Annotated in this window: 20 protein-coding genes and 1 pseudogene; 20 read left to right on the plus strand and 1 reads right to left on the minus strand. The window is 64.6% G+C overall.

The annotated features are described in order from the left end of the window. Nucleotides 1-254: 254 nt before the first annotated feature. The 12 genes from tsaB to trmB all read left to right on the plus strand — a co-directional run bounded on the left by tsaB (nucleotide 255) and on the right by trmB (nucleotide 11,325). Nucleotides 255-953 carry a tRNA (adenosine(37)-N6)-threonylcarbamoyltransferase complex dimerization subunit type 1 TsaB gene (gene tsaB, locus QX034_RS11955; protein ID WP_315702381.1) on the plus strand — a complete coding sequence of 233 codons (699 nt, stop codon included), beginning with the start codon at nucleotides 255-257 and terminating at the stop codon, nucleotides 951-953. Beyond that, nucleotides 953-1,435 (plus strand): ribosomal protein S18-alanine N-acetyltransferase, encoded by a 483-nt coding sequence (rimI, locus tag QX034_RS11960; RefSeq protein WP_315702380.1) that lies wholly within the window; start codon nucleotides 953-955, stop codon nucleotides 1,433-1,435. The genes tsaB and rimI overlap by 1 nt, the downstream gene beginning before the upstream one ends. Before the next feature lie 44 nt (nucleotides 1,436-1,479). Then, a complete protein-coding gene (locus QX034_RS11965; protein ID WP_315702379.1) occupies nucleotides 1,480-1,935 on the plus strand; it encodes a Fur family transcriptional regulator in 456 nt (151 codons plus the stop codon). Beyond that, nucleotides 1,935-2,651, plus strand: coding sequence for an HAD family hydrolase (locus QX034_RS11970; RefSeq protein WP_315703150.1), 717 nt, complete (start codon nucleotides 1,935-1,937; stop codon nucleotides 2,649-2,651). The genes QX034_RS11965 and QX034_RS11970 overlap by 1 nt, the downstream gene beginning before the upstream one ends. A gap of 81 nt (nucleotides 2,652-2,732) precedes the next feature. After that, nucleotides 2,733-4,136 carry a tRNA (N6-isopentenyl adenosine(37)-C2)-methylthiotransferase MiaB gene (gene miaB, locus QX034_RS11975; protein ID WP_315702378.1) on the plus strand — a complete coding sequence of 468 codons (1,404 nt, stop codon included), beginning with the start codon at nucleotides 2,733-2,735 and terminating at the stop codon, nucleotides 4,134-4,136. Between the two features lie 4 nt (nucleotides 4,137-4,140). Next, nucleotides 4,141-5,178 carry a PhoH family protein gene (locus tag QX034_RS11980; protein WP_315702377.1) on the plus strand — a complete coding sequence of 346 codons (1,038 nt, stop codon included), beginning with the start codon at nucleotides 4,141-4,143 and terminating at the stop codon, nucleotides 5,176-5,178. A 68-nt stretch (nucleotides 5,179-5,246) separates the two neighbouring features. Beyond that, a complete protein-coding gene (gene ybeY, locus QX034_RS11985; protein ID WP_315702376.1) occupies nucleotides 5,247-5,756 on the plus strand; it encodes an rRNA maturation RNase YbeY in 510 nt (169 codons plus the stop codon). Between the two features lie 2 nt (nucleotides 5,757-5,758). Continuing rightward, nucleotides 5,759-6,916 (plus strand): hemolysin family protein, encoded by a 1,158-nt coding sequence (locus QX034_RS11990; RefSeq protein WP_315702375.1) that lies wholly within the window; start codon nucleotides 5,759-5,761, stop codon nucleotides 6,914-6,916. Between the two features lie 2 nt (nucleotides 6,917-6,918). Then, entirely contained in the window at nucleotides 6,919-8,529 is a 1,611-nt protein-coding gene (gene lnt, locus QX034_RS11995; protein ID WP_316196068.1) for an apolipoprotein N-acyltransferase, read from the plus strand. 233 nt (nucleotides 8,530-8,762) lie between these two features. Further along, entirely contained in the window at nucleotides 8,763-9,179 is a 417-nt protein-coding gene (locus QX034_RS12000) for a helix-turn-helix transcriptional regulator (protein ID WP_315702374.1), read from the plus strand. A 287-nt stretch (nucleotides 9,180-9,466) separates the two neighbouring features. After that, nucleotides 9,467-10,597 (plus strand): M20 family metallopeptidase, encoded by a 1,131-nt coding sequence (locus tag QX034_RS12005; protein ID WP_315702373.1) that lies wholly within the window; start codon nucleotides 9,467-9,469, stop codon nucleotides 10,595-10,597. 14 nt (nucleotides 10,598-10,611) lie between these two features. Next, the gene (trmB, locus tag QX034_RS12010; RefSeq protein ID WP_315702372.1) at nucleotides 10,612-11,325 is read left to right on the plus strand and encodes a tRNA (guanosine(46)-N7)-methyltransferase TrmB; all 714 of its coding nucleotides are present in this window, start codon (nucleotides 10,612-10,614) and stop codon (nucleotides 11,323-11,325) included. Nucleotides 11,326-11,399: 74 nt separating this feature from the next. Here the strand turns inward: trmB and QX034_RS12015 are convergent. Continuing rightward, nucleotides 11,400-12,490 (minus strand): annotated as a pseudogene (locus tag QX034_RS12015) (DUF2336 domain-containing protein). A gap of 414 nt (nucleotides 12,491-12,904) precedes the next feature. Between QX034_RS12015 and rimP the strand changes: the two are divergent. The 8 genes from rimP to pnp all read left to right on the plus strand — a co-directional run bounded on the left by rimP (nucleotide 12,905) and on the right by pnp (nucleotide 23,402). Next, entirely contained in the window at nucleotides 12,905-13,666 is a 762-nt protein-coding gene (gene rimP / locus QX034_RS12020) for a ribosome maturation factor RimP (protein ID WP_315702371.1), read from the plus strand. A 13-nt stretch (nucleotides 13,667-13,679) separates the two neighbouring features. Then, a complete protein-coding gene (nusA, locus tag QX034_RS12025; protein ID WP_315702370.1) occupies nucleotides 13,680-15,293 on the plus strand; it encodes a transcription termination factor NusA in 1,614 nt (537 codons plus the stop codon). 67 nt (nucleotides 15,294-15,360) lie between these two features. Next, the gene (locus QX034_RS12030) at nucleotides 15,361-16,062 is read left to right on the plus strand and encodes an RNA-binding protein (RefSeq protein WP_315702369.1); all 702 of its coding nucleotides are present in this window, start codon (nucleotides 15,361-15,363) and stop codon (nucleotides 16,060-16,062) included. 65 nt (nucleotides 16,063-16,127) lie between these two features. Beyond that, nucleotides 16,128-18,890 carry a translation initiation factor IF-2 gene (gene infB, locus QX034_RS12035; RefSeq protein ID WP_315702368.1) on the plus strand — a complete coding sequence of 921 codons (2,763 nt, stop codon included), beginning with the start codon at nucleotides 16,128-16,130 and terminating at the stop codon, nucleotides 18,888-18,890. 209 nt (nucleotides 18,891-19,099) lie between these two features. After that, nucleotides 19,100-19,516 (plus strand): 30S ribosome-binding factor RbfA, encoded by a 417-nt coding sequence (gene rbfA / locus QX034_RS12040; protein WP_315702367.1) that lies wholly within the window; start codon nucleotides 19,100-19,102, stop codon nucleotides 19,514-19,516. Beyond that, complete coding sequence (truB, locus tag QX034_RS12045) at nucleotides 19,516-20,613, plus strand: tRNA pseudouridine(55) synthase TruB (RefSeq protein WP_315702366.1); 1,098 nt, start codon at nucleotides 19,516-19,518, stop codon at nucleotides 20,611-20,613. The genes rbfA and truB overlap by 1 nt, the downstream gene beginning before the upstream one ends. Before the next feature lie 2 nt (nucleotides 20,614-20,615). Then, nucleotides 20,616-20,885: a 30S ribosomal protein S15 gene (gene rpsO / locus QX034_RS12050; protein ID WP_315702365.1), complete on the plus strand. Its 270-nt coding sequence runs from the start codon at nucleotides 20,616-20,618 to the stop codon at nucleotides 20,883-20,885. Nucleotides 20,886-21,239: 354 nt separating this feature from the next. Continuing rightward, the gene (pnp, locus tag QX034_RS12055; protein ID WP_315702364.1) at nucleotides 21,240-23,402 is read left to right on the plus strand and encodes a polyribonucleotide nucleotidyltransferase; all 2,163 of its coding nucleotides are present in this window, start codon (nucleotides 21,240-21,242) and stop codon (nucleotides 23,400-23,402) included. Nucleotides 23,403-23,640 lie beyond the last annotated feature (238 nt).

Here is a 23,640-nt window from a genome sequence, read left to right on the forward strand (position 1 = left end):
AGGCCATTGGGGAGCTGCGTCCATTCGCCGCTCCCCAATCGCTCCCCGCCCGCCGGCGAACATCTTCAAGCGGCCGTTCGCCCGCAGAATCTTGGCTTAATCCCCCATATTTTCAACCATTTAGACTTCCATCGGGCGCACCGAGGTGCGATATTGAGCCCGTTCTATTCAGTAAGAATAACGAACTTTACCGCATTGGCCTCAGAGATGAGGCGTCCGCCGCCCCGACTCGGGGCGACAACCACACCGACACGATGTTGATTCTCGCCATCGATACCGCACTGGATCATTGCGCTGCCGCGGTGCTCGACACGGATACGGGCAAGATGCGCGCCCTCGAATCACAGCCGATGAAACGCGGTCATGCCGAGGCGCTGATGCCCATGATCGCACGCCTCATGGAGCGGTCGGGGATGTCCTTCGCGGCGCTCGATCGCATCGCCGTCACGACGGGCCCTGGCAGCTTTACCGGGCTGCGCGTCGGCCTGTCGGCCGCGCGCGGCATTGCGCTGGCCGCCGACAAGCCGGTAGTCGGCGTCACCACATTGTCGGCCTATGCGGCTCCTGTCGTCAGCGAGGATGGCCCGCATCCCGTGATCTCGGCGATCGATGCCCGCCATGATCAGGTCTATTACCAAGTGGTCGCCGGCAGCGGCGACGAACTCGTCGCACCGCAGGTGGCGCCGGTCAGCGAGGCGCTGGCCGCCGCGCGGTTTGGTGCAGTGCATCTGGTCGGCAACGCTGCCCAGCTCTTGGCCGAACGCTGGCCGATCGATGCCGAGCCTCCAGTGAGTGTCCAGACGCAGGCCGCGCCCGACATCACGTGGATCGCCTGGCTCGGGGCCGCGGCGGATCCCGAGCGCGCGAGCGCCCGCCCATTCTACTTGCGGGCCCCCGACGTCAAGCTCCCTGCAGAAATACCGCACGCGGCCGCGCAGACGGCAACGTCGTGATGGGCTGGCTTTCACTGTTGTGCGGGGGCGGCAAGCCGGCGGTCGAGGCTGCCTCATTGCGCGATGCAGCGAAGCTCGCGCAGATCCATGCTGCGTCATTCCACCGCGGCTGGGGCGAGAGCGAGTTCGAGGCCATGCTCGCCGAGCGCAACACACTGGTGCACCGCCTGAGGCTGCGACGGCGCACCGTCGGCTTCATCGTCTCGCGCATCGGCGCCGACGAAGCCGAGATTTTATCCGTCGCACTTGACCCAAATCAGCGCGGCCGCGGATTTTCTCGTCATCTGCTGTTGACGCATCTGGGTCATTTAGCGGGCCGCGGCGTACGGACGGTGTTCCTCGAAGTCGAAGAGAACAACCAGCCAGCGCGACGTCTCTACGAACGGGCCGGATTTGCGACCGTGGGGCGGCGCGAACGCTATTATCTGCAGCCCGGCGGGGAACAACTGAATGCACTTCTGATGCGCCGGGACTTGTCGTAGTATGAGCTTGGTGGCAGAAAGCGGACCCCTTAAGGCGAGAGACCATGACGTCCTTGAAAACCGTTACACCCGTGCTGCAATCCTCCGATATCGAGGCGCGCTGCGCCGCGACCGGTATGCGCATGACGGAGCAGCGCCGCGTCATCGCGCGCGTGCTGGCCGAAGCAGCTGACCATCCCGATGTCGAGGAACTATACCGGCGCTGCGTCGCAGTGGACGACAAGATCTCGATCTCGACCGTCTATCGTACCGTCAAGCTGTTCGAAGATGCCGGTATCATCGAGCGGCACGATTTCCGCGAAGGCCGCGCTCGCTATGAGCAGATGCGCGACAGCCACCACGATCACCTGATCAATCTGCGCGACGGCAAGGTGATCGAGTTCACCTCCGAAGAAATCGAGAAGCTGCAGGCGGAGATCGCGCGCAAGCTCGGCTACAAGCTGGTCGACCACCGGCTCGAGCTGTATTGCGTTCCGCTCGAAGAGGAAACGAGCAACTGATCCGGCCATCTTCCGTCGCACCTGTCGATCTCGTCATTTTTGATTGCGACGGCGTCTTGGTCGACAGCGAGGTGATCTCCTGTCAGGCCCACGCCGACGTACTCAGCCAATGCGGCTATCCGATCACGGCCGATCAGGTGTTCGATCGCTTCCTGGGCCGTTCCGCCAAGCAAGCGCGCCTGGAAATCGAGGCCGAATTGGGGCGCAGCCTGCCGGACAACTTCAACGTGCTGCTGCAGGAGCGGCTGTTCGGCGCGTTCGAGGCCGACCTTCGGGCCATCGAAGGGATCGCGCACGCGCTCGATGCGCTCGATGTGCCGGCCTGCGTCGCTTCCTCCGGTTCGCACCAGCGCATGCGGGTCAGCCTGGGCGCCACGCGCCTCTATGACCGCTTTGCACCGCATATCTTCTCCTCCTCGCAGGTCCAGAACGGCAAGCCCGCTCCCGACCTGTTCCTGTTCGCGGCCGCACAAATGCGGGCCGCCCCTGGCCGCTGCCTCGTCGTCGAAGACAGCGTAGCGGGCGTGACCGGCGCGGTGGCCGCCGGGATGACCGTGTTCGGGTTCTACGGCGGCAGCCATTGCCGGCCCGACCATGGCGCGACCCTGCAGGCGGCGGGCGCGCACTTGACCTTTGACGATATGGCGAAATTGCCGGCCTTGCTCGGCCAATTGGGCGCCAAAAACGCCCCGATCGCTGGATTTTCAGCCGGTTAGACTATATCTGAGGCCGCATCGGGTTTGGCGCCGGATAGGTGCCGTATTCACCGCGAATCAGGATCCAACCAAGCGGGATTTATGACGCCGCCGCGCAAGCTGCATATCAAGTCCTATGGCTGCCAGATGAACGTCTACGATGCCCAGCGCATGGTGGATACGCTTCAGCCTGAGGGCTTTGTCGAGACCGCAAGCGCTGAGGACGCCGATCTGGTGATCCTCAACACCTGCCACATCCGCGAGAAGGCGTCCGAGAAGGTCTATTCGGAACTCGGCCGGCTGCGGCTGGCCAAGGACGAGGCGGCGCGGGGCGGCCGCACCATGCGGATCGCGGTAGCCGGATGCGTGGCCCAGGCCGAAGGCGAGGAGATCGTTGCGCGTGCGCCGGTCGTCGACATCGTGGTCGGCCCACAGAGCTACCACCACCTGCCCGATCTCCTGAAGCGTGCCGGCGGCGGGGAACGCGCCATCGCCACTGAATTTCCCGCCGACGACAAGTTCGGCTACCTCGCCAAGCCCAAGCCCGAGACCATCCGCGCGCGCGGCGTCTCGGCTTTCGTGACGGTGCAGGAGGGCTGCGACAAGTTCTGCACCTTCTGTGTGGTGCCCTATACGCGCGGCAGCGAAATGTCGCGCCCGGTCGGCAGGATCGTCGACGAGATCAGAGACCTCACCGAGAACGGGGTGCGCGAGATCACCCTGATCGGGCAGAACGTGAATGCCTATCATGGCGAGGGCCCTGACGGGCGGAGTTGGACGCTCGGCCGGCTGTTGTACCGGCTTGCCGAGATTCCGGGGCTCGCACGGATCCGCTATTCCACGAGCCACCCGAACGACGTCGACGACAGCCTGATTGCCGCGCATCGCGACCTGCCGGCTTTGATGCCCTTCATCCATCTGCCGGTGCAATCCGGCTCGGACCGGATCTTGGCGGCGATGAGCCGCAAACACCGGGCGATCGATTATCACAAAGTCATCGACCGGTTCCGGGCGGCGCGCCAAGATATTGCATTTTCATCGGATTTCATCGTCGGTTTCCCGGGCGAGACCGAGGAAGATTTTCGCGCCACTCTCGCGCTTGTCGCACAAATCGGCTACGCTGCGGCGTATTCCTTCAAATATTCGCCGCGACCGGGCACGCCGGCGGCGGAGATTCGGGAGACGGTGTCTTTAAGCGAGATGGACGCGCGATTGGAGCGACTCCAGGCCTTGATCGACAGCCAGCAATCGGCCTTCAACAAGGCCGCGATCGGTACGGTTGTCGATGTGCTGTTTGAGCGGCCAGCGCGCAATCCCGGACAGATCGTCGGCCGCACCGCCTATCTGCAGCCCGCACACGTGATGGCCTCACCTGACATCATTGGGCAGGTACTGCCGATCAGAATCGACAGCCTGGAGCGCTACAGCCTGCTCGGTGAGCTCACAAGCCCGGCCGCGCCGCAGAACACGCAGGCTGCGGCATCCCCCGTCATCATCGGAGCCTGACCCCTTGCCCAAGAGCGCATCGGATTCCTCCTCGCTCGCTCCAAGCCGCAAGTTCGATCGCAACATGTCCATTCCACCCGAGGCACAGGTCGTCATCGATTTTGACGACAATCGCGCAGCTTCCGCGCTGGTCGGCCCCTACGGCCAGAATCTCGCTCTGATCGAGCGGAGGCTGGGAGTCGTGGTGGATTCCCGCGGCAACCACATCACCATCGGCGGCTCGCGTGATGGCTGCGATGCGGCACGGCGCGTGCTGGAATCGCTCTACGCCCAGGCGGTGCAGGGTCATGATCTCGGACAGGGCGATGTCGATGGTGCGATCCGCGCCGTGGTCGCGCAAGGCTCGCTGTTCGAGTTCGACGCCAAGGGCGCGAAGTCCGGCTTCGAGAGCATCAATTTGCGCAAGCGGCCGGTACGGGCGCGCACCGCCGCGCAGGATTCCTACATCCGCGCCTTGAAGCGCCATGAGCTCGTGTTCGGCGTTGGACCTGCCGGCACCGGCAAGACCTGGCTCGCGGTTGCGCATGCCGCACAGCTGTTCGAGCGCAAGGAGGTCGATCGCATCATCCTGTCGCGCCCGGCGGTGGAAGCCGGCGAACGGCTCGGCTTCCTGCCCGGTGATCTGCGCGAGAAGGTCGATCCCTACCTGCGGCCGATCTATGACGCGCTCTACGACCTGATGGATGCGCGGATCGTCGAGCGGGCGCTCCAAGCCGGCGAGATCGAGATCGCCCCGCTCGCCTTCATGCGCGGGCGCACGCTGACCAATGCCGCCATCATTCTGGACGAGGCGCAGAACACCACGTCCATGCAGATGAAGATGTTCCTAACCCGGCTCGGCGAGAACAGCCGGATGATCATCACCGGCGATCCGTCGCAGGTCGACCTGCCGAACGGGCAGACATCGGGCCTTGCGGAAGCCGCGCGGCTGCTGGACGGCGTCGACGGCATTGCACAGGTGAAATTCACCGGCGAAGACGTCATTCGCCATGAGCTGGTGGCGCGCATCGTCGCCGCCTATGAGGGCGCCAAGGAGCGCTGACGCGGGAGCAAGGATGCCAAGCGCACGTCATCAAATCAGCGTCCGCTTCGCACAGACCCAAAGCCGAGATGCCACAAAGTATTCTTCCAACGACCGAGGTCATCGTCGCCGCCGATTGCTGGCAAGAGCAGCCAGAGGCCGAAGCCGTCATCCAGCGCGCGATCGTCGCCGCGGCTGAGACGGTCGACGCCGATGTCGGCGAAGCTGAGATTGCGGTGATGCTGACCGACGACGCCGGCATTCGCACCTTGAACAGCAATTGGCGCGGCATCGACAAGCCCACCAATGTGCTCTCTTTCCCCGCGCTGCAGCCGACGGGTCCGCGCGACGAGGACGATGCGCCGCGCATGCTCGGCGACATCGCGATCGCCTATGAGACGATGCGGCGCGAGGCGGACGAGGAGCAAAAGCCATTCGATCATCACTTGAGTCATCTCACAGTGCACGGCTTCCTGCATCTGATCGGCTACGACCACGAAACCGATGAAGAAGCCCAGGAGATGGAAACGCTCGAGCGGGAGATCCTGGCGCAGCTGGGGATTCCCGATCCCTACGCGGATCGGGAGCGGATGAATTGACGATGACGGATTCAGAGCCAATTCACGACAATCCGCGCAATACGCGCAATTTGCCGGCCGTCGTGCCGCAGGGCGAAGCCGGACGTTCGCCGAGCGACAACTGGCTGTTGCGCGCGATCCGCAGTCTGTTCGGCTGGAAGGCCGGAAATTCGGTGCGCGACGACCTTCAGGTCGTGCTCGACGCATCCACGCCGGACGATATCGGCTTCTCCGCCGTCGAGCGCACCCTGCTGCGCAACATCCTCGATCTCCATGAGCGCCGCATCGCCGACGTGATGGTGCACCGGGCCGACATCGTGGCGGTCAAGCGCGACATCCCGCTTGGCGAACTGATGAGCCTGTTCGAGAGCGCCGCGCACTCACGTCTCGTCGTCTACAACGACACGCTCGACGACCCCGAAGGCATGGTCCACATTCGCGACCTGCTCGCGTTCATGACGGCGCAGGCGCGCGTGCCCGAGGCGGTCAAGGCCAAGCGCAAGAAGCCGCTGCCGGCCGGCCTTGACCTGCGACTGGTCGATCTCGCGATGCCGCTGGCGGACGCCAACATCATCCGCAAGCTGCTCTATGTGCCGCCTTCGATGCGGGCGATCGACCTGCTTGCGCAGATGCAGGCTTCGCGCATTCACCTCGCGCTCGTCGTCGATGAATATGGCGGCACCGATGGCCTGGTCTCGATCGAGGACATCGTCGAACAGATCGTCGGCGAGATCGACGACGAGCATGATAGCGATCAGCCGCCGGCCATCGTCCGCCAGCCGGACAACTCCTTCATTGCCGACGCGCGCGCCAGCCTCGACGACGTCCGCTCCGTGATCGGGGAGGACTTTGTCACCGGAGAGGCCGGCGAGGGAGTCGAGACACTCGGCGGCTATCTCGTGAACCATGTCGGCCGGCTGCCGGTCCGTGGCGAATTGATTTCCGGACCGGGCAATTTCGAGGTCGAGGTGCTGGATGCCGATCCGCGGCGCGTCAAGCGCCTGCGCATTGCTCCGCGCAAGGACCGGCCCGCACCGCGCAGCCAGCGCGAGAGCCGGCGGCGCGAAGCGGCGCCGGACGCAGACCTTCCTGCTGAACCTGCGCAACCGCCGGATGCGGGGCAGGTACCGAACAACGACAGCAGCAGCCCGCAAGCCGGCGACGGAGCAGGCTCGCAGTGACGATGCTTTCAACGTTGCGCGGGCTTGCGCTTGGAATCATTCTGTCCTGGGGTTGGAAGCGCGCAGGCATCGCGCTCGCGGCCGGCGCGCTCTCGGCGCTCGCGATGGCGCCGTTCAATGCCTGGCCGGTGCTGTTCGTCACCTTCCCGGTGATGGTCTGGCTGACCGACGGCGCGGGCGCTGGGCGGTTCAAGGGCGTTCCGGCGGCGGCGCTGACCGGCTTCTGGTTCGGTCTCGGCTATTTCGTGCCGGGCCTTTACTGGATCGGCTACGCCTTCTTGGTCGACGCCCAGACCTTCGCCTGGCTGATGCCCTTCGCCGTGCTCGGGCTTCCCGCTTATCTCGCGCTGTTCCCGGCGCTGGGCTTTGCCGCGGCGCGGCTGGTCTGGACGCGGGGCCCCACCCGCATCCTCGCGCTCGCGGTCGGCCTGACCGCGAGCGAATGGCTGCGCGGCCACGCGCTGACCGGCTTCCCCTGGAATGCATTCGGCTACGCGTTGGCCGAGCCGCTGGCCTTGGCCCAGTCGGCCGCACTGATCGGGCTCTGGGGCATGACGCTTGTTGCGGTCGCGATCTTTGCGAGCCCCGCAGTGCTGATCGATCGCACCGCACGTAAGCGTGTCCCCTGGCATATCCCCCTCGCCGCCCTCGCCGTTCTGGCCACCATGGGGATCTTCGGCGCCGTCCGCCTATCCCTGCACCCCACGACCTTTGCGAGCAACGTCAAGCTCCGGATCATGCAGCCGAACCTGCAGCAGGACGTCAAATTCAACTATTCGGCCAAAGCGGAGGTGATGCGCAAATACCTGGCCCTGTCGGATCGCGCGTCCGGACCTCTCGCCACGGGCGTCCGCGACACCAATATCCTGATATGGCCGGAATCAGCCTTTCCGTTCTTCCTGACCCGCGAGGCAGATGCGATGGCGCAGATCGCCGATCTGTTGCCGCCGGGCACCGCGCTGATAACCGGTTCCGTACGTGCACCAGACATGCCACCAAATGCACGAATAACGCGCGCCTATAATTCGATCTACGTGATCGACCATGAGGGCAGCGTTGTATCGCTCTACGACAAACTGCATCTGGTGCCATTCGGCGAGTATCTGCCGCTCCAGAACTTGCTGGAACGGCTGGGTCTCGAACAATTAACCAAGGTGCAGGGCGGCTTCATTCCGGGGACCGTGCGGCGCAACCTCGATGTGCCGCATGCCCCGCGCGCGCTGCCGCTGATCTGCTATGAAGCGATCTTTCCCAATGAAATAGCTAGCGAATCGAATGATCGCGCCGGCTGGATGGTCAATCTGACGAATGACGGCTGGTTCGGAATTTCGACCGGCCCCTATCAGCATCTGCAGCAGGCAAGGTGGCGCGCCATCGAGCAAGGCTTGCCGCTGGTTCGCGCGGCCAATACGGGAATTTCCGCCGTCATCGATCCATTAGGACGCGTGATCGCGCGATTAGATCTCGGGATCGAAGGCATTCTCGATTCCGCACTGCCCGCGCCCATTCCGCCAACACCTTACGCGCGCAGCGGCGATCTCGCCTTCGTGATCCTGTGCGCCCTGTCCCTCATGGTCGTGATCCGCCGAAGCGTTGCACAAAAGCTTCCATGAACGCAGCTATCGGTGTTTCTCGTCACGTCCGTAAGAATTTTTTTTGACAAGCAAAACTCCAAGTGTTGACAGATTGCCGCTGCAATTCGCATTCTCGCGCGGCAGTACGATCCCGTTCAATTCGCTGCTCACCCCGCATCGTGATTAGGACTCTGAGCAGAGTTTGACGGTATTTGCGCCTGAGGCATACTGCGGTCGCCTCATTCCCCGGGCCTCATTCAAGGAGTTGAGAGATGTCGACGAAAGCGCCCAACCCTGTTGACAAACATGTCGGCAGCCGGGTGCGGATGCGCCGTATCATGTTGGGCATGAGCCAGGAAAAGCTCGGTGAGGCTCTCGGCCTCACGTTCCAGCAGATACAGAAATACGAAAAGGGCACGAACCGGGTTGGTGCGAGCCGGATTCAGCAGATTTCCGAGGTCCTGCAGATCCCGGTGTCGTTCTTATTCGAAGGAGTTCCAACTGGCGGGACTAACGGAGAAGCCTTTGGCGAAGGTGCTTCGCCGGCCTACGTGTCCGACTTTCTTGCGACTTCCGAAGGCCTGGCCCTGACCCGCGCATTTACGCGGATCAACGATTCCAAGCTTCGCCGCAGCATTGTCGACCTCGTCGAGCAGATTGCCGACCGCGAAGCGCCCGAAGAGCGCTAGGTGTGATCAGTTAGCCCGGCTCCATATCGCCGGGCGACCCGCCCGAAGAGGCCAATAGACAAACTGCATGGAAATGATTAGAGCGCGATGGCTCCCACCGGGACATGCTATCGCGCTCTATTTGTTTTCGCGGGCATGCCTTGGCCGGCGATCCGGCGCCCGCGGCGGTTGTCGCGCCGGAATGCTGAGCTCTGCAGCCGATCTTGCGAAAGCGCACTTGAGGCGAGCGGGGCAGCACTTGATGGGCGAGCGGGGCAGCACTTGATGAAGGTGACGAACCAATAACCATGACTGCGATTAGCCATCCCTTCGATAGCAGCATCATCCTCGCCGGCATCCGACGCTGGGTCGAGATCGAAACGCCGACCGATGCACCTGAACAAGTCAACCGTTTGGCCACGCTGGTTGCCGAGGGCTATCGCGACCTCCCCGTCGAGATCGAGCGGGTCGCCGGCCGGGATGGCTGCGGCGACCATCTGCTGGCGCGCTCGTCATGGGGCCAGGATGCACCGGGCATCCTGGTGCTCAGCCATCTCGACACCGTTCATCCGCTTGGCTTCATCGAACGGCTGCCCTTCAAGGTGGAGGGGGACTGCGCCTATGGTCCCGGCATTTATGACATGAAGGGCGGGGCCTATCTCGCCTACTATGCGTTTCGTCAGCTTTGCCTGAGCGGCGAACGCGCGCCGCTGGGCATTACGCAATTGTTTGTTTCCGACGAGGAAATCGGCAGCCCGACCTCACGGGCGCTGATCGAGGCGGAAGGTCGTAAGGCGAAATATGTACTGGTGACGGAACCCGCCCGCGACGGCGGCAAGATCGTGACCGGGCGCAAGGGCGTGGCCCGTTTCGACATCTCGATCACCGGCGTGCCGGCCCATGCCGGCACCCGACCCGAGGACGGCCGCAGCGCGATCCGCGAGCTCGCCAATGTGATCCACGCATTGGAGGCGCTGAACGATCCCAAGCGGGGAGTCACGGTCAATGTCGGCGTCGTCCGTGGCGGCACCCGGCCGAACGTGATCCCGGAGATTGCCTATGCCGAGGTGGATGCCCGTCTCCCGACGCTGACCGACGCCGACGAAATCCTGGCCAAGATCCTGAACTTGAAGTCGCGCACCGAGGGCGTAACGGTCGAGGTGAAAGGCGAACTGAATCGTCCTCCTTACGAAAAGAGCAATGCCGGCGCGGCCCTGTTCGAGCACGCGCGGACGCTGGCGGACGAGATCGGTTTCGACCTCGTCGGCACCTCCACCGGTGGCGGCTCCGACGGCAATTTCACGGCGCCGTTCACGGCAACGCTCGACGGCCTCGGCGTCGACGGCAAGGGCGCACATACGCACTACGAACAGATGTATATCTCTTCGATCGAGCCGCGGACGCGGCTGTTGCACCGCCTGTATCAGACGCTGCGATGAAGGATGCCGTCCACATGCCGGACGCTGAGGGCCAAGGTGACGACGCGACATCGCATCGGCAAGGCTCGTTCTTCGGGCGCCGCAAAGGCCATCGGCTGCGGGCGCATCAGGCCGACCTGATCGAGCACCTGCTGCCGCATCTGGCACTCGATCTCGCACATCCGGCCGCCTCCGTCCTCGACCTGTTTGATCCTCCGGCCAAGGAGCTCAGGCTCGAGATCGGCTTTGGCGGCGGTGAGCATCTGGTTGCCGAGGCGCTCAGCTATCCGGAGACCGGTTTCATCGGCTGCGAGCCCTATGTCAACGGCATGGCCAAGATCCTGGCGCAGATCGAGGCTCATCATGTCCGCAACATCCGCTTGTTGGCCGGCGATGCCGCCGAGTTGCTGGCGTGGCTGCCGGCCGGATCGCTCGCCCGGATCGACCTGATCCATCCGGATCCCTGGCCGAAACGGCGACACTGGAAACGGCGGTTCGTGCAGGATGCGACGATCGCGGCAATGGCGCGAGCGCTCCGGCCGGGCGGCGAATTCCGCTTCGTCAGCGACATCGACGATTACTGCGCCTGGACGCTGTGGCATCTGTTGCGCGCGCCGCAGTTCGAGTGGACGGCCGAGCGCGCCGACGACTGGCGCCAGCCCTGGCCCGGCTACACCATGACCCGCTACGGTCAGAAGGCCACGCGTGAGGGCCGCGTCGCCAACTATCTGCGCTTCCGCAGAAAGTAACAGCGGCGCGGAGACGGCGGCGCGGCGGGAAGTCCCCGTCGCGATGGTTGCCAGCTCGTTACTGGGCGGTCCAGCTAATGCCTGGTCTTCCAGAACGTCACGACGCGCTCGGCCGTGGATGGCACGAGCCGTGCGTAGTTCACGCGAGCGGCTTCGATATCGGCCTGCGCAGGAATCCGCTTCGGTCCAAGCCGCAGCGTCATCAACGCGTGTACGGTTGCCCATTCCAGCCCGATGGTGCGACCGATGATCAGAAGTGGATCGTGACGGTCGCCCGACATCAGCCGGTCGAGGATCACGATCTTCAAACCCGACATCGCTGCCAGCGCGGCGACGGTCTCCTCATATTGATAGCTTCGCGCAAAGCTGAGCAGCGCGCTTTCGTTGAGGCCGCCGGACTCATAGAGCGCCAGAACGGTGCGCTGAGCCGGGACGAAATTCCGGGAGCTCGGGACCGATCCTGTCGTGCCATTGAGGTCCGCAACTGCCTCCTGGATCTTGGCCTGGCGCTCCGGCTTGACGACGTCAAACAGCCGTCGCCTGACCACTTCGAGAGACCCAGCAACGAGCGTCTTGAAACGAGCGTCTTGAGATGCGCGTCCGACAGATCGTGACGTTTGCCCACGGTCAGCGTCAGCACGCCGTCGAAGCTCGCCCGGCTGACCAGCTCGGAATAGCCGAATTCTGAAAACCGTGCGCCGCCATTGCCCGCGGCGCGGCGGACGACGTCGCGGTCACCGCGACAGACCAGGATATCCGTGACATCGGCCGAGAGCGTCGGCCGTTCCGACATTGCCAGGAGATGGTCCTGCCCCTGGTCGCGCGCGATCTCGATCAGGCAGGTTTCGTCGAGCACCGGGGAACGCCGCAAGAGCGGCCCCGCCACCATGATCTCGTCCTCGCGCGCGAGCTGGCGGACAAGAATCCGCGGCGCCCGGTCGAGCCGTGACAGCCGCTCGGCGAGATCGATCCGCGCAATCACATCCGTGTGCGGAACCAGCGCGATCAAAAGCCCGTCAAACAGGTTGATGTGTTCGGGACGAAGCTTGGCGGCATCTTCGAAGAACAAGTCCGCGATGCGGCGGGCAGCCTCGGATCGGCGCCCGCGATCACCCCGCCTGATGATCTGATCGACCCCGGGGATCAGCGAAATGGCGATGGTCATAGCAAGGACTCGATACGCAACACAATGGAGACCTACGGGAAGGGGGTCTCCGCCAGATGACCCGAAAATTCCGTGGAGTTTAACGGGTCTTGGTGAATCAACGGTTAGGTGCTCAGCCACCTCGTCGCGGGAGATGGCGTTCCGAATCGAGGCCAAAATCTCTCGGACCTGGCTTCCCGGCCCTTGCCGGATCGCACCAGAACCGCTATATCTACTGCAACTTACAGTTTCTCATATACGATCGCGTAGTGAGAGTGGGCCCTCCGGGACCCGCTCTTTTTTATTACCTGAACTCGCCGGCGGCCGAATCCGCAGCCGGGCTCGGGGAACGCGATCGGACGAGTTCCAAAAGCCCAAAGAGCCGGGACTGCAACTCACCGCATTGACAAGACCCCATCTGATCGACGCCTGACAATGACCGAGCCCACGTTAGACCCTGTCGACACCGACCTCTTGACCGAGCCTCGTCTCGTTGTCGAGCCGGGCGTGGCCGCGCGGGTGGCCGCGGTCGCGGCGCCGGTGCTGCAGGGCATGGGATATCGGCTGGTACGCATCCGGATTTCCGGCGAGGCCGGCTGCACGGTGCAGGTCATGGCGGAACGCCCGGACGGCACGATGCAGATCGAGGACTGTGAAGCAGTGTCGCGGGCACTGTCGCCGGTGCTCGACATCGCCGACCCAATCGAACGCGCCTATCGGCTGGAGATTTCCTCGCCCGGCATCGACCGACCGCTGGTGCGCCGCTCCGATTTCGTCCGTTACACCGGCCATCTGGTCAAGATCGAGATGGCTGTCGCGCATCAGAACCGCAAGCGGTTCCGCGGCATCCTGGCCGGCGTCGAGGGCGAGGCCGTGCGGGTGACCCGGGACGACGTGCCGAAGGATCAGGAGCCGGATGTGCTGCTGCCGATGGGCGACATCGGCGACGCCAAGCTGGTGCTGACCGACGAATTGATCGCGGAGTCGATGCGTCGCGGCAAGGCTGCCGAACGGGAGCTGAAGCGCGACCTCGGTCTCGCCCCACCCCTCGCGCCGCATGCCAAGCCGGCCGGCAAGGCCAAGGGTCCGAGCCAGCGTACAGACAAGAAACCGGCAAAGAAGCCTTTGCCGCAAAATACCAAGCAACATCGCCTCGCCGCGCAACGCGCGCGCAGGGGCGAGATCGATCCTGATTAGAGGAGACTGAGCCATGGCCGTCAGCGCCAACAGGTTGGAACTGCTGCAGATCGCCGACGCAGTCGCGCGCGAAAAGTCGATCGACCGTGGCATCGTGATCGCGGCGATGGAAGACGCGATCGCAAAGGCGGCCCGCGCCCGTTACGGCAGCGAGACCGACGTGCATGCCGAGATCGACCCCAAGCGCGGCGAACTGCGCCTGTCGCGCCACATGCTGGTGGTCGACAAGGTCGAGAACGCTTCGAACCAGATTTCTCTGGAGGATGCGCGGCGCGCCAATCCGGGCGCGCAGATCGGCGACACCATCGCCGACACGCTGCCGCCGCTGGAATATGGCCGCATCGCCGCGCAATCGGCCAAGCAGGTGATCGTGCAGAAGGTGCGCGAGGCCGAGCGCGACCGGCAGTATCAGGAATTCAAGGACCGCATCGGCGACATCGTCAACGGCGTCGTCAAGCGCGTCGAATATGGCAGCGTGATCCTCGACCTCGGTCGTGGCGAAGCCATCATCCGCCGCGACGAAATGCTGCCGCGCGAGGTCTTCCGCAACGGCGACCGCGTCCGCGCCTATGTCTTCGACGTCCGCCGCGAGACCCGCGGCCCGCAGATCTTCCTGTCGCGGACCCATCCGCAGTTCATGGCGAAGCTGTTCGCGCAGGAGGTGCCGGAGATCTATGACGGCATCGTCGAAATCAAGGCGGTGGCCCGCGATCCGGGCTCGCGCGCCAAGATCGGCGTGGTGTCCCGCGATTCCTCGGTCGATCCGGTCGGCGCCTGCGTCGGCATGCGCGGCTCGCGCGTGCAGGCCGTGGTGAACGAGCTGCAGGGCGAGAAGATCGACATCATCCCGTGGTCGCCGGACATCGCGACCTTCGTGGTCAACGCGCTGGCCCCTGCCGAGGTCAGCAAGGTCGTGATCGATGAAGACCGGGAGCGTATCGAGGTCGTGGTTCCCGACACCAACAACCAGCTGTCGCTGGCGATCGGCCGCCGCGGCCAGAACGTCCGCTTGGCCTCGCAGCTGACCGGCTGGGACATCGACATCCTGACCGAGCAGGAAGAATCGGAGCGCCGTCAGGCCGATTTCGAGAACTCCACCCGCGTCTTCATGGAATCGCTGAATGTCGACGAGGTGGTCGGCCAGCTGCTGGCGTCCGAGGGCTTCACCTCGGTCGAGGAATTGGCACTGGTCGATCTGAAGGATCTGGCCGGCATCGAGGGCTTCGATGAGGAAACCGCGACCGAGCTGCAGACCCGGGCGCGCGAGTTCCTGGAGCAGCAGGAGGCTGAGCTCGAGGCCAAGCGCAAGGAGCTCGGCGTCGAGGACGCCTTGAAGACCGTTCCCGGCGTCACCTCCAAGATGCTGGTCAAGTTCGGCGAGAACGACATCAAGACGGTCGAGGATCTCGCCGGCTGCGCCACCGACGACCTGGTCGGCTGGACCGAGCGCAAGGACGGCGGCGAGCAGACCAAATATCCCGGCATCCTCGATGGCATCGATATTTCCCGCGACGACGCCGAGGAGATGGTCATGCAGGCCCGCGTCAAGGCCGGCTGGATCAGCGAGGCCGATCTGGCCAAGAAGCCCGAGGAGCAAGAGGCCTCCGAAGACCAGCCAGCAGCCTGACCCGATGGACGCGCTGATGACACCCGCCATGAACTCGCGCAGCTGAGATGAGGAGCCGCCCGACCGCATGCTCGCCCTGGCTGACCCCGAGCTCGACAATGGACCGCGGACCGACAAGTCCGCGACCATGCGGACCTGCGCGGTCAGTCGCGAGGTGCGGCCGATCAGCGAGCTGATCCGTTTCGTCGTCGCGCCCTCTGGCGAGGTCATACCTGATATCAAGCGCAAGCTCCCCGGCCGCGGGCTATGGATTTCAGCCTCGCGACAGACCGTTGCGGAAGCGGTGCGCCGTCACCATTTCAGCCGGGGCTTCAAGCGGGATGTTCGGGTCAACCCGGCCCTTGCCGAGGAGACCGACGCCTTGCTGGCGCGCAGCGCCATCGACGCGCTCGGGATCGCGGCCAAGGCGGGGCAGGTCGTTTCCGGTTTTGCCAAGGTCGAGGCGGCACTCTCACAGCGGCAAGCGCGGACAGGCCTTGCCGCGCTGATCCATGCCAGCGACGGTGCACCGGACGGAATCCGCAAGCTCGACGCGCTCGCGCGGCCAAATGCCGGGGATCCAGGGCAAGCCCCGACATTTCCAATCATCAGCTGCCTCACATCGGCAGAATTGGATTTGGCACTAGGGCGGTCAAATGTGATACATGCTGCCGTGCTCGCGGGCCCGGCGAGCAGGACATTCCTGTCGCGCAGCCAGACACTGGTCCGATACCGGTCGGCCGACGCTGACAAGACTGCCGGAACCGCGGCCGGGAATTCGAAGATCTAGCGACGATTTGCACGAATGGGACGGTGCGGCTTCCCGCACGAAAATAACGAGATTAGGACGACTGAATGGCCGACAACAATACTCCGGGCGACAAGAAACTGAGTGTCCCGAGCAAGACCTTGACGCTGAAGCCGCGCGTCGAGACCGGCACGGTGCGCCAGAGCTTCCCACACGGCCGGAGCAAGCAGGTGGTGGTCGAGAAGCGCGGCAAGCGCCGGATGGGCGATGGACCCGAGGCGCCGCACGCGCCGGAGCCGGTCGTCGCCAAGGCATCGCCGCCGCCGCCAAGCCCACGGCCTTCTGGCCCGCGGCAATCGGGTCCGGCGCAGCGCGGCGGATCCGGCGTGGTCCTGCGCACGCTGACCGAGGACGAGCGCTCCGCGCGCGCCAGCGCGCTGGCCGACGCTCGCCAGCGCGACGTCGAGGAGCGCCGTCAAGCCGAGGAAGAGGCACGGCGTCGCGCCGAGCGTGAGGCCGCCGAACGCGCTGAGCGCGAAGCTGCCGAAGCGCGCCGCAAGGCTGAGGAAGAACGCCACCGCCAGGAAGAGGAAGCCAAGCGCAAGGCCGAGCAAGAGGCCAAGAAGCGATTTGGCGAAGGCGAAGCGCGCCCACAACAGGCTGCTGCGGCCGCAGCACCGCAGCCGGCCGCGACAGCGCCGGCCCGGCCAACGCCCGCGCCTGGCCGCCCGATCGGCGCCCCCGGCAGTCGGCCACCACAAATCGGTTCCGGTTCGCGCCCCGCCGGCGCACAGCCCGCGGGCGCGCGCACGGCTGCCAGCGCCAGGCCCGCCGGCGGTCCGCTCGGCCGCACGCCTCCCGGCGTCGCCGCCGGGCCGGACGAGGATGAGGGTCCGCGCCAGATCCGCCGTGGTCCGGGCGGCGCCGCACGCCCGGTCATGGCGCCGAAGACCACGCACAAGCCCGCGCCCCAAAAGCAGCGCGGCCGCCTGACCGTGGTCACGGCGCTGACGGCCGACGATGTCCGCGAGCGCTCGATCGCCTCGTTCCGCCGCCGGACCCAGCGCCTGAAGGGCCATGCCGCCAACGAGTCGAAGGAGAAGCTGGTCCGCGAGGTGACGATCCCGGAAGCGATCACGATCCAGGAACTGGCGAACCGCATGTCGGAGCGCGCGGTCGACGTCATCCGCCTGCTGATGCGGCAGGGCGCGATGCACAAGATCACCGACGTGATCGATGCCGACACCGCGCAGCTGATCGCCGAGGAGCTCGGCCACAGCGTGAAGCGCGTGGCCGCCTCCGACGTCGAAGAAGGCCTGTTCGATGTAGTCGACGATTCCACCGACACCGAGCCGCGTTCGCCGGTCGTGACCGTGATGGGCCATGTCGACCACGGCAAGACCTCGCTGCTCGACGCGCTGCGCCACGCCAATGTGGTCTCCGGCGAAGCCGGCGGCATCACCCAGCACATCGGCGCCTATCAGGTGACCGCGCCGGATTCCGGCAAGAAGATCACCTTCATCGATACGCCCGGCCACGCCGCGTTCACCGCGATGCGCGCCCGCGGCGCCAAGGTCACCGACATCGTGGTGCTGGTGGTCGCGGCCGATGACGGCGTGATGCCGCAGACGATCGAGGCGATCAACCACGCCAAGGCGGCGAAGGTGCCGATGATCGTCGCGATCAACAAGATCGACAAGCCCGATGCACGGCCTGAACGGGTCCGCACCGAGCTGCTGCAGCACGAGGTGCAGGTCGAGTCGTTGGGCGGCGATGTCGTCGACGTCGAGGTATCCGCCAAGAACAAGACCAATCTCGATCGTCTCCTGGAGATGATCGCGCTGCAGGCCGAAATTCTCGACCTGAAGACCAACTCGCACCGTCCGGCCGAAGGCACCGTGATCGAAGCCAAGCTCGATCGCGGCCGCGGTCCGGTGGCGACCGTGCTGGTGCAGCGCGGCACCCTGCGTGTCGGCGACATCATCGTCGCCGGCGCCGAGATGGGCCGCGTGCGCGCGCTGATTTCTGACCAGGGCGAGACGCTGACCGAAGCCGGCCCCTCGGTGCCGGTCGAAGTGCTCGGCTTCAACGGTCCGCCGGAGGCCGGCGATCGTCTCGCGGTGGTCGAGAACGAAGCCCGCGCCCGCCAGGTCACCAGCTATCGTGCGCACCAGAAGCGCGAGAATGCCGCAGCCAACATTTCCGGCATGCGCGGCTCGCTCGAGCAGATGATGTCGCAGTTGAAGACGGCTGGCCGCAAGGAATTCCCGCTCGTCATCAAGGCCGACGTGCAGGGCTCGCTCGAAGCGATCCTGGGTTCGCTGGAGAAGCTCGGCACCGAGGAGGTCGCCGCCCGCATCCTGCACGCCGGCGTCGGCGGCATCAGCGAGTCCGACGTGACGCTCGCGGAAGGCTTCAACGCCGCGATCATCGGCTTCTCCGTCCGCGCCAACAAGGAGGCGGCCGCCGCCGCCAAGCGCAACGGCATCGAGATCCGCTACTACAACATCATCTACGACCTCGTGGATGACGTGAAGAAGGCGATGAGCGGTCTCTTGGCACCCACGCTTCGAGAAACCATGCTCGGCAACGCGCAGATCCTGGAGGTGTTCAACATCTCCAAGGTCGGCAAGGTCGCGGGCTGCCGGGTCACCGACGGCACCGTGGAGCGCGGCGCCAATGTCCGCCTGATCCGCGACAACGTCGTGGTTCACGAGGGCAAGCTGTCGACGCTGAAGCGCTTCAAGGACGAAGTGAAGGAAGTGCAGGCCGGCCAGGAATGCGGCATGGCCTTCGAGAACTACGGCGACATGCGTGTCGGCGACGTGATCGAGTGTTACCGCGTGGAGACGATCCAGCGCTCGCTGTAAGTCCAAATCTTACGTGCGTTGGAACGAAGCGAGGAGCGTCCCGCATGTGGCGGGGCGCTCGCCGCCTTTGAACTCACGAGAGCGCCGAAGCTCGGTGTTTCCTTTGAGGATTCGCCGGGGTCTTTTGAACTCCCGAGAGTGTCGTTGAACTCAACAGAATGACCGCAATCGCCGCGTAGCGCGCAGGCGATCACTATTGGATTTGAAAAATGCCTCGCCATCATCAGAAGGGAAGCGCAGCTCCCGGCGGATCGCAGCGTCAGCTGCGCGTGGCCGAAACCGTGCGCCACGCTGTCGCCGAGATTCTTTCCCACGGTAGCGCCCATGATCCGGACCTCGAGGGACACATCATCACGGTGCCCGAAGTCCGCATGTCGCCTGACCTGAAGCTTGCAACCATTTACGTGATGCCTCTCGGCGGACGCGACACCGAGATCGTGCTCGCGGCGCTGGAGCGCAACAAGAAAACTTTGCGCGGAGAGATCGCGCGTCGCGTTAACCTGAAATTTGCACCTGACATCCGCTTCCGCGTCGACGAACGATTCGATGAAGCGGAACGGATCGAGAAATTACTAAGAACACCTGCGGTGCAAAGAGACCTTCATTCGGATTCGGAAGAGAACTGATGAATATCCCCCCCGAAACCGGCGCCGTGCTGGCGCCAGACGCCGAAGCCACCGAACTCCGAGGCGATAAATCGGCCGGCGGACGCACGCAGCCGCGCGACAACAATGATCCCCGCAACAAGCAGCGCCACGGCAACCAGCCGCGCCGCGATCGCCGCGACGTCCACGGCTGGGTCGTGCTCGACAAGCCGGTCGGCATGACCTCGACCCAAGCAGTCGCGGTCGTGAAGCGGCTGTTCCAGGCCAAGCGCGCGGGGCACGCCGGCACGCTGGATCCGCTCGCCTCCGGCGGTCTTCCGATCGCGCTGGGTGAAGCCACCAAGACCGTCCCCTTCGTGATGGACGGCCGCAAGCGCTATCGCTTCACCGTATGCTGGGGCGAGGAACGCGACACCGACGACACCGAGGGGCGGGCAGTCCAGACCAGCGAGGCCCGGCCTAGCGTCGAGGCGATCCGTGCCCTGCTGCCGCAGTTCACCGGGCTGATCGCCCAGGTTCCGCCGCGCTATTCGGCGATCAAGGTACAGGGCGAACGTGCCTATGATCTGGCGCGCGACGGCGAGGTCGTCGAACTGGCCCCCCGCCCGGTCGAGATCCACGAATTAACGCTTGTAGAACAACCAGATAGCTCCCATTCGGTGTTCGAGGCCGAATGCGGCAAGGGAACCTATGTCCGGGCGCTGGCCCGCGACATCGGCCGCCTCCTCGGCTGTTACGGCCATATCTGCGCGCTCCGACGGACCCTGGTCGGCCCGTTTACCGAGAACGACATGATTCCGCTGGAACAATTGGAGGCTTTATGCAATAGAGCCGCGTCCGGCGAGGGAAGCCTCGCGGACGCCCTCTTGCCCGTTGAGACCGCGCTGGACGACATCCCGGCACTGGCCGTCACTCGGGCTGATGCGGCAAGGCTCCACAGGGGCCAGGCCGTTTTGTTGCGCGGACGGGATGCGCCCAATAGCAGCGGCACAGTCTATGTCACCGTCGCAGGCCGCCTTCTGGCGCTTGCTGAAATTGGCAATGGCGAACTCATCCCCAAGCGCGTGTTCAACCTGACCGGATTGACTGCAAACCCCGGTCGCAACGAAAGAGACTGACGATGTCGATTACCGCAGAACGCAAGGCGGAAATCATCAAGACCAGCGCCACCAAGCCCGGCGATACCGGCTCCCCCGAAGTTCAGGTCGCGATCCTCTCGGAGCGCATCAACAACCTGACCGGCCATTTCAAGACCCACGGCAAGGACAATCATTCGCGCCGCGGCCTCTTGAAGCTGGTGTCGACGCGCCGTTCGCTGCTCGACTACCTGAAGAAGACCGACGAGGCGCGCTACAAGGCGCTGCTCGAGAAGCACAACATCCGCCGTTAAGGTGGTGTTAGGAATGGACGCGCGCAACGTGGCGCGCGTTTTTGCATGAGCTTGCGAGAGCCGCCGGTTCGCGGCTTTCACCCTGCGAGTTCGCGTGTTGGGGCACGATCGGTGAGACACAGCAGACGCTGTTCCGACCGATTTGCCCAGTTTGCAGTATGTCCCAGCAGCAATCCGGCCGCTGGGCCTGACGGGCAAGGTGCCCGTTGACCGGAAGGATGGACACCATCCGAAAGATAAAAACCATGGCAGGATCGCAGGGCGCTGACCGCAATCCAGCGTCCTGCCATCTTGCGCATGGTTTTTGTGTTTCTGGGGCCGTGTCCTTCGCCGACTTCATGAAAGAAGATATCAATGTTCAATAAGCATTCCGTCGAAATCGACTGGGGTGGACGCCCCCTCAAGCTTGAAACCGGCAAGATCGCGCGACAGGCCGACGGCGCCGTGGTCGCCACCTACGGCGAGACCGTGGTGCTTGCCACCGTCGTCGCAGCCAAGGCACCGCGCGAGGGCGTCGACTTCCTGCCGCTGACCGTGGACTACCAGGAGAAGGCCTATGCCGCGGGCCGCATTCCCGGCGGCTATTTCAAGCGTGAAGGCCGTCCGACCGAGAAGGAGACGCTGGTCTCCCGCCTGATCGACCGCCCGATCCGTCCGCTGTTCGTCGACGCGTGGCGCAACGAGACCCAGGTGATCATCACCACGCTGTCGCACGACATGGAGAACGATCCGGACATCCTGGCAATGGTCGCAGCCTCCGCTGCGCTGACGCTTTCCGGCGTGCCGTTCAAGGGTCCCATCGGCGCTGCCCGGGTCGGCTTCGCCAATGACGAATACATCCTGAACCCGACGCTCGACGAGATGACCGACACCCAGCTCGATCTGGTCGTCGCCGGCACCTCGGACGCGGTGCTGATGGTGGAATCGGAGGCCAAGGAGCTCAACGAGGACATCATGCTCGGCGCGGTGATGTTCGGCCACCGCCACTTCCAGCCGGTGATCAACGCGATCATCGAGCTGGCGGAGAAGGCAGCCAAGGAACCGCGCGACGTTGCGATCATCGACAACGGCGAGATCGAGAAGGAGATGCTCGGGGTCGCCGAGCAGGACCTGCGCAAGGCCTATGCGATCCCGGTCAAGCAGGAGCGCTACGCTGCCGTCGGCGCCGCCAAAGAGAAGGTGATGGCGCACTTCTTCCCGGAAGGGCAGGAGCCGAAATACGACAAGCTCCGCGTCGCCGACGTGTTCAAGGAGCTGGAAGCCAAGATCGTCCGCTGGAACATCCTCGACACCGGCCGCCGCATCGACGGTCGCGACGTCAAGACCGTCCGCAACATCGTCTGCGAGGTCGGCGTGCTGCCCCGTGCTCACGGCTCGGCGCTGTTCACCCGCGGTGAGACCCAGGCGCTGGTCGTGACCACGCTCGGCACCGGTGAGGACGAGCAGTACATCGACGCGCTGTCGGGAACGTACAAGGAGACGTTCCTGCTGCACTACAATTTCCCGCCCTACTCGGTCGGCGAGACCGGCCGTCTCGGCGGCACCAAGCGCCGCGAGATCGGCCACGGCAAGCTGGCCTGGCGCGCGATCCACCCCGTCCTGCCGCCGCACCATGAATTCCCCTACACGGTGCGCGTGGTCTCGGAGATCACCGAGTCCAACGGCTCCTCGTCGATGGCGACCGTCTGCGGCTCGTCGCTGGCGCTGATGGATGCCGGCGTGCCGCTGAAGCGGCCGACCGCAGGCATCGCCATGGGTCTGATCCTGGAAGGCAGCCGCTACGCGGTTCTTTCGGACATTCTCGGCGACGAGGACCATCTCGGCGACATGGACTTCAAGGTCGCCGGCACCGAGGGCGGCATCACCTCGCTGCAGATGGACATCAAGATCGAGGGCATCACCGAGGAGATCATGCGGGTTGCGCTGGCGCAGGCCCGCGACGGCCGCATCCACATCCTGGGTGAGATGTCCAAGGCGCTGACTGCCGCGCGTGCCGAGCTCGGCGAATACGCGCCGCGCATCGAGACCTTCAAGATCGCCACCGACAAGATCCGCGAAGTGATCGGCACCGGCGGCAAGGTGATCCGCGAGATCGTCGAGAAGACCGGCGCCAAGGTCAACATCGAGGACGACGGCACCGTGAAGGTCGCCTCCAACGACGGCGAGGCGATGAAGGCCGCGATCAAGTGGATCAAGTCGATCGCCTCCGATCCGGAGATCGGCCAGATCTACGACGGCACCGTCGTGAAGGTGATGGAATTCGGCGCCTTCGTGAACTTCTTCGGTTCGCGCGACGGCCTCGTCCACATCTCCCAGCTCGCCGACAAGCGGGTGCAGAAGACCACCGACGTCGTCAAGGAAGGCGACAAGGTCAAGGTCAAGCTGCTCGGCTTCGACGATCGCGGCAAGACCCGGCTGTCGATGAAGGCGGTCGATCAGGAGACCGGCGAGGACCTCGAGGCCAAGCAGAAGGAAGCTGCCGCCACCGAGGCGCCGCGCGAGGCCGCCGGCGAGTAACCCGCGCAGGACTTGGCTGAAGACAACGAAAGGCGGCCGTCAGGGCCGCCTTTTTTGTTAGCTCAGCTTCATCGTCGCCCTAGTTGCGATATTCAGGTACGGACAGCCATTGGCTACGCCGTCACTGCGAGCGCAAGCGAAGCAATCCAGGAGCCAAAAAGCAGATCTGGATTGTTCGCCTTCGGCTCCTCGCAACGACGGCAGTTTCGGCGGCGCGTAACTCAAGCCACCTCGTTCC

This window comes from Bradyrhizobium sp. SZCCHNR3119 (assembly GCF_032487775.1).
GTDB lineage: Bacteria > Pseudomonadota > Alphaproteobacteria > Rhizobiales > Xanthobacteraceae > Bradyrhizobium.

Excerpts from the sequence above, each read along its gene's own strand:
- tsaB (WP_315702381.1), top strand. The coding sequence starts at position 255 with ATGTTGATTCTCGCCATCGATACCGCACTGGATCATTGCGCTGCCGCG.
- rimI (WP_315702380.1), top strand. The coding sequence starts at position 953 with ATGGGCTGGCTTTCACTGTTGTGCGGGGGCGGCAAGCCGGCGGTCGAG.
- QX034_RS11965 (WP_315702379.1), top strand. The coding sequence starts at position 1,480 with ATGACGTCCTTGAAAACCGTTACACCCGTGCTGCAATCCTCCGATATC.
- miaB (WP_315702378.1), top strand. The coding sequence starts at position 2,733 with ATGACGCCGCCGCGCAAGCTGCATATCAAGTCCTATGGCTGCCAGATG.
- ybeY (WP_315702376.1), top strand. The coding sequence starts at position 5,247 with ATGCCACAAAGTATTCTTCCAACGACCGAGGTCATCGTCGCCGCCGAT.
- QX034_RS11990 (WP_315702375.1), top strand. The coding sequence starts at position 5,759 with ATGACGGATTCAGAGCCAATTCACGACAATCCGCGCAATACGCGCAAT.
- lnt (WP_316196068.1), top strand. The coding sequence starts at position 6,919 with ATGCTTTCAACGTTGCGCGGGCTTGCGCTTGGAATCATTCTGTCCTGG.
- QX034_RS12000 (WP_315702374.1), top strand. The coding sequence starts at position 8,763 with ATGTCGACGAAAGCGCCCAACCCTGTTGACAAACATGTCGGCAGCCGG.
- QX034_RS12005 (WP_315702373.1), top strand. The coding sequence starts at position 9,467 with ATGACTGCGATTAGCCATCCCTTCGATAGCAGCATCATCCTCGCCGGC.
- trmB (WP_315702372.1), top strand. The coding sequence starts at position 10,612 with ATGCCGGACGCTGAGGGCCAAGGTGACGACGCGACATCGCATCGGCAA.
- rimP (WP_315702371.1), top strand. The coding sequence starts at position 12,905 with ATGACCGAGCCCACGTTAGACCCTGTCGACACCGACCTCTTGACCGAG.
- nusA (WP_315702370.1), top strand. The coding sequence starts at position 13,680 with ATGGCCGTCAGCGCCAACAGGTTGGAACTGCTGCAGATCGCCGACGCA.
- QX034_RS12030 (WP_315702369.1), top strand. The coding sequence starts at position 15,361 with ATGCTCGCCCTGGCTGACCCCGAGCTCGACAATGGACCGCGGACCGAC.
- infB (WP_315702368.1), top strand. The coding sequence starts at position 16,128 with ATGGCCGACAACAATACTCCGGGCGACAAGAAACTGAGTGTCCCGAGC.
- rbfA (WP_315702367.1), top strand. The coding sequence starts at position 19,100 with ATGCCTCGCCATCATCAGAAGGGAAGCGCAGCTCCCGGCGGATCGCAG.
- truB (WP_315702366.1), top strand. The coding sequence starts at position 19,516 with ATGAATATCCCCCCCGAAACCGGCGCCGTGCTGGCGCCAGACGCCGAA.
- rpsO (WP_315702365.1), top strand. The coding sequence starts at position 20,616 with ATGTCGATTACCGCAGAACGCAAGGCGGAAATCATCAAGACCAGCGCC.
- pnp (WP_315702364.1), top strand. The coding sequence starts at position 21,240 with ATGTTCAATAAGCATTCCGTCGAAATCGACTGGGGTGGACGCCCCCTC.